We start from the raw sequence: 4,111 nt of genomic DNA, 5'->3' as shown, positions 1-4,111 counted from the left end.
TTGGCGTGCAGGGGTATCGCGTATTTCTCTGCCGTATCCATCTTGGCCTATATCCGTCTGTTGACGTCGTGTCATTGGTGGGGACGGTGGGGTAGCCGCCCGGCGGCCGAATCCCGCGGGACTGCCCGTCGGCCCGCCGAGGCGAAGCGGGTCGAGCCGGCGGGAAGCCTGTGCCGTCTTGCACTCACTGGCCGTTCATCCGTTCGCCGGCGCGCTCAGCGCGGCTCGAAAGTCACCAGATAACCAGGGTGATCGGACACCGTTCCATAGTCGTCCGCGGTGAACAGCTCCCTGGCCGAGATCGCCCGCAGATCGCTGCCCTTGCGCAGGAACACGTAGTCGATCCGCTGATCGTCATCGAGCAGCGCTTCCCAGCCCGCCTCGCCGCTGGCGAAGACGCGCGCGAAGGTCTGCGGCGAGCGCACCGCCAGATACTGGTCCTCGTACTCGGTCGACGCGGCGACCAGCTGATAGCCACGCGCACCGGCCTTGATGTTGAAATCGCCGCAGAGCAGGCTCGCCCTGACCTCGCGGCCATGCTGATCGGCAGCCCAGGCGCGGAGATTGGCGAACTGTTCGGCAAAGCCGTCTTCCCACCAGCTGAGGTGCGACGAGAAGACGTTGATCGGCCCGAGCCACGGAACGAGCACGCGGGCCATCACCACTTTCCGCGAGTGGATGCTGTACGGGTCACGACTTTCCGACACGTAACGTGCTTCGTGGCGCTCGACCGGATGGCGGCTGAGCACGGCGACGCCCTCTCGGAAACGCTCGAAGCCCAGGTGCGACCAGTCGGTGACCAGGTGATAGGGAGACCTGAGGCGCGCATTGATGATCCGCGCGGTGTTCGTCTGCCAGTCGCCGCGGCCACCGTTCCACAGCTCGGCGACTTCCTGCAGACAGACGATATCCACGTCCAGTTCGTCGATGGCCCGAGCGATCTGCGACAGTTTCTGATCCTGGTTCTCTTCCTGACAGCAATGCAGGTTGAGGATCAGCACGCCAAGCGGCCGGCGCCGGGCGGAATGGTGGCGGCCGAAGTTGTCATCGTCAGCGACCGGCCGGCGCGCCTCGCAGGAAATGCGGTAGTCGACGCGGTACGCTTCGCCAACCGGCAGCGCGGCCTCCCAGACCTGGCAGCCGTACTGGTTCGGGTTCCTCGCGTTGCTCGCGTACTCGCCGTCCCAGTAGTTGCGCCGGTAGCGGCACGCCATCTGGTGATTGGTCTGCCAGCGATCGTCCGACCAGTTCACGGTGACCTTGCGCGCCTCGAGGCGTCGAGCGACGGCGACGACCACCGGAACGACGCTCTGCCGGTCGGCGAGATGGCCGTCGAACTCGACGTTGAGCAACGGCCGGTCATCGGCGAGGAGTATTCCCGAATCGGCCTCGATCGAGTAGTTCGTGCCGCCGTGGTTGTCCCAGTACTCGGCGCCGGCGACCCGATAGCGCACGGCGAACTCGACGTTGCCGGGCAGCGGCCGATTCGCGCCGAGTTCGAAGCTCGCCCGGGCCAGCCAGTATTCGCGGTCCTCGTCGATCGTCTGGTGATGGCTCGCCGGCAGCGTTCGCCAGACGCCGTCCTCGCCTGCCCACTGGACATCGATCTGCTTTTCGAAGGCGAGATTGTCGACGAGCAGCAGGAAGACGAGATCCTGGCGGACCACGGGGTCCTTCCTGGCAATCGTGTTGCGGGCGTAGAGAAGATTGATTTCGTTCATCGTTCTGATCAGTAGGGCCGCGGCTCGCCGGGCGGTCGCGTCTTGAATCGGCGATGGACCCAGTAGTACTGCTCGGGCATCGTGCGCACCGCGTCTTCGATCCACGCGTTCATCCTGCGCGTGTCGGCCTCGACGTCGCCGGTCGGGAAATCTGCCCACGGCTCGCTGACGCTGACCGCGTACCCTTCTCCTCCGGGCAGGATGCGCGTCACGCAGGCGACGACGCTCGCCCCAGCGAGCCGCGCCAGGCGTGACAGCCCCGGCACCGTCGCCGCCGGCACACCGAAAAAGGGAACGAAGATCGAATCGCGTCGGCCGAGATCCATGTCCGGGAGGTAGTAGAGAGGCCGACCCGACTTCATCGCCCTGACGCTGGCCCGCAGGCTGTCGTGCCGCGAGATCAGCAGTTGGTCGCCGAAGCGCTGCCGGCCGCGCAACAGCAGGCGGTCGAAAACCGGGTTCGGCTGCACCGCGTAGATGCTCGCACAGTCGAAGCGCATGGCGATCGCCGCGCCGCCGGCGTCGAGACCGACGAAGTGCGGCGCGAGCATCAGCACCGGCCGCCCGGCCGCGATCAGGTCACGGATGTGCTCGGCACCGTCGACCTTGAGCAGGTGGTCGAGCCTCTCCGGGCGTGCCCAGAGCAGCAGGCTGCGCTCGAGGATGCTCCGCCCGAGCACCCTGAAATGCGCCCGGGCGAGCCGGCTTCTCTGGCCCTCGTCGAGTTCGGGGAAGCACAGGCGAAGATTGACGAGGACGACGTTGCGTCGTCTGCGCGCGATCCAGAAGCAGAGCGCTCCCAGGCCGTTGCCGAGACGCGCCAGGACCGGCAAGGGCAACACGTGCAGCCCCCAGAGAAAGCCGACGAGCAACCGGATCAGCATGGCTTCGCGCAGGCCCCGACGGGCGGATGTTGCCACTGCCTGGGCAGTGCATCGTTTCTCATGCTGCGATCGAGTGCTCGGTTCTTCGAATGGTGGCCACCCGCAACTGGCCGGCTCATTCTACTTCATTTGCCCGCCGGCCGGCCGCTTTGCACGCCGCCCGCAGGCCAGGGGTCAGCGCAGGCCGAACCACTCCTCGGCGTTGCCCGAGGCGACCCGCCGCGCGGTCTCGGGCGAGAGGTGGGCGAGCAGCCCGCGGCGAATGGCACGCACGACGCCGTCGTACTCCTGCCAGTCGTGAACCGTGTCGATTCCGACGACGAAGCGATCGGGATAGTCCTCGATCAGGCGCTGCCAGCGCGGATCGAGCCCGGCCTCGCTGAAGATGACCGTACGCCCGCGCAGCGGAGGCGAACCACGGGCCGACAAGTCGCAACAGACGTTGGCATGGCGCTCGAACATCTCGCGCACGTCACCGGCGGTGCTGTTGCTGCCACAGTGCGCGAGCACCAGCCGCGCGGAAGGGAACGAGTCGGCCAGCCGTTCCAGTTGCTGCACCGTGTCGGTGTCCCACTGGGCATGCACGTTCAGCGGGCGGCCGTGCTGGCCGGCGAGCGCGAAAATGGCCTTCAAGGTCGCCGAGTCCGCCGGCGTCTTGAACCGGTTGGCGGGCTCCTGGGTCGTCGTCAGCGCGTTGACGTGGATCTCTCCGATGACCCGCGCTCCGCGGTCACGAAGGTCGGCTTCGATCATCGCGAGCGCGCTCCGCACTGCCGGCGTTTCGGGGTTCTCGAAGTCGGCGGCGTCGAGTTTGCGATGCAGGCCAAGCCACGCACCCATGCCCGTGGGCCGGATGAACCTCTCCCCGAGGGCGACGATCGTGGGCAAACTCCCCCCACCCACGCCACCGGCCATGCTGATGTGGTTCCGGTCCATGTGCTCGACCAGCGACGGCGCATCGATCCACATCATGACATGGAAGTGCGCGTCGATGATCGGGATCGCCGCCGCCTCGGCGCCCAGCTCGGCAGCGCTAGCCTGGGCCAGCCCCTGCGTGGCCAGCAGCTGTAGAGCGCAGCCAAGCCCGACCAGGGCGCGGCGCAACGGCATCATCCGGCCATCGGCAGCAGGCCGCGTACAAGGGCCACCTGCTGCGCCGGGACGCTGCACGACAAAGCCGGGAAACGGGAAACTCCATGCCACCGTCAGAAGTATAGGAACCCGAACGGCGTTGGTCAATCGTGGACCACCCTCTACAAGGACTCGCATGATCTCCGGGCCCTTTTTTTTTCGCCCGCGATCCCCGCGCGACGCCGGGTTCCTGCCCGCAGGGCTGCGGGCGCGGAGTTGACACGGAACTCGGCATCGGCCACTCCCCGGGCCAGAGCCGTCCCTTTTCTCTGGTGGACCTGCGGGTACGCGCAGCGCCTGATCTCTCGAAATCAACGACTCACTTGATTAGCCACAATGTTCAGCAAGCTCACGTGGCGAGCCTGCCGGGGTGAA

General features: G+C 66.8%; 3 protein-coding genes. All 3 read right to left on the bottom strand.

What is annotated here, in order from left to right:
• Nucleotides 1–215 precede the first annotated feature (215 nt).
• The 3 genes from NFW05_RS06820 to NFW05_RS06810 all read right to left on the bottom strand — a co-directional run bounded on the left by NFW05_RS06820 (nt 216) and on the right by NFW05_RS06810 (nt 3,718).
• Nucleotides 216–1,721, bottom strand: a complete 1,506-nt coding sequence (locus tag NFW05_RS06820; protein WP_295304089.1) for an endonuclease/exonuclease/phosphatase family protein — start codon at nt 1,719–1,721, stop codon at nt 216–218.
• 8 nt (nt 1,722–1,729) lie between these two features.
• Nucleotides 1,730–2,602: a lipid A biosynthesis acyltransferase gene (locus NFW05_RS06815; RefSeq protein ID WP_295304093.1), complete on the bottom strand. Its 873-nt coding sequence runs from the start codon at nt 2,600–2,602 to the stop codon at nt 1,730–1,732.
• Between the two features lie 177 nt (nt 2,603–2,779).
• Complete coding sequence (locus NFW05_RS06810; protein ID WP_295304086.1) at nt 2,780–3,718, bottom strand: amidohydrolase family protein; 939 nt, start codon at nt 3,716–3,718, stop codon at nt 2,780–2,782.
• Nucleotides 3,719–4,111: the final 393 nt, after the last annotated feature.

Origin of the sequence: Accumulibacter sp. (assembly GCF_023806625.1) — a bacterium.
Taxonomy (GTDB): Bacteria; Pseudomonadota; Gammaproteobacteria; order Burkholderiales; family Rhodocyclaceae; genus Accumulibacter.
Note: the sequence above shows the minus strand (reverse complement) of the source record. Positions and strands in the feature narration are given on the sequence as shown.